General features: G+C 66.9%; 1 protein-coding gene. It reads left to right on the forward strand.

From position 1 onward, the window contains the following. Positions 1-1,037, forward strand: a 1,037-nt coding sequence (locus tag ACTWP6_RS30310; protein ID WP_443189639.1) for a 13E12 repeat family protein, incomplete at both ends; no start/stop codon positions are given.

The following is a 1,037-nucleotide window of genomic DNA, read 5'->3' on the forward strand; positions in this document are numbered from 1 at the left end:
GCGATGGGTTCGGCGGCGCGTGCCGAGTCGGCGGCGATCGCGCAGCGGCTTGAAGCTGTGGCTGTGTTGTTCCACTGTCGCCAGCGCGATTACGCCGATGCCGGCTTTCATCACACCGACGTGTATGAGGCGGTGGCGGCTGAGGTGTCGGCCGCGCAGAACATCAGCCGGTCTCGGTCCAGGAACCAGGTGCAGATGGCGGTGTCGTTGTACACCCGGTTGCCCAAGGTCGCCGAAGCGTTCGCCCGTGGCGATGTCGATTTCCGCATGGTGCAGACGGTGCTGACCCGCACCGAGAACGTTGAGGACGACGTGATCGGCGCTCTCGATGAAGCCATCGCTGCGAGGTTGTCGCGGTGGATGCGGTTGTCCAAGAACAAGCTTCGGGACCGGGTGGATCTGTATGTGGCCGATTTCGATCCGGCTGCGGTGCGGGTGCCGCCGGTGGCCAAGGACAACCGCTACTTTGATGTGACACCGGATGTGCCGGGGATGGCCTTTGCCGGGGGAGTGCTCAATGCCCGCGATGCCGCGGCGCTGGATCAGCGTCTGGAGGCGATCGCTGCCACGGTGTGCGGTAATGACCCGCGCTCGCACAACAATCTGCGGGCCGACGCGGCGGGGGCGTTGGGGCGGGGGGAGTCGAGTCTGATTTGTGAGTGCGGCGCCCAGGATTGCGCGGCGGGGGTGCTGCGGGAGTCCGCGGCGCAGGTGGTGATCCACATCCTTGCCGAGCAGGCCACGGTGGACGGAGACGGCGATAGGGCGGGATACCTGTCGGGGTTCGGGGTGCTGCCGGCCGAGGAGGTTCGTGCCGCGGCCAAGACGGCGAAGCTCACGCCGGTGCGATTGCCTGCCGCCGCACCGGAGCAGGGGTATCGGCCCTCGGCCGGGTTGAAGGATTTCCTGCAGTGGCGGGATTTGACCTGCCGGTTCCCGGGTTGCGACGCCCCGGTGGAGCGCTGCGATGTCGACCATACGACGCGGTGGCCGTTCGGGGTCACGCATGCTTCAGGGCTCAAGCATTACTGCCGTAC

The sequence above is a fragment of the Mycobacterium sp. 4D054 genome (assembly GCF_052245755.1).
GTDB lineage: Bacteria > Actinomycetota > Actinomycetes > Mycobacteriales > Mycobacteriaceae > Mycobacterium.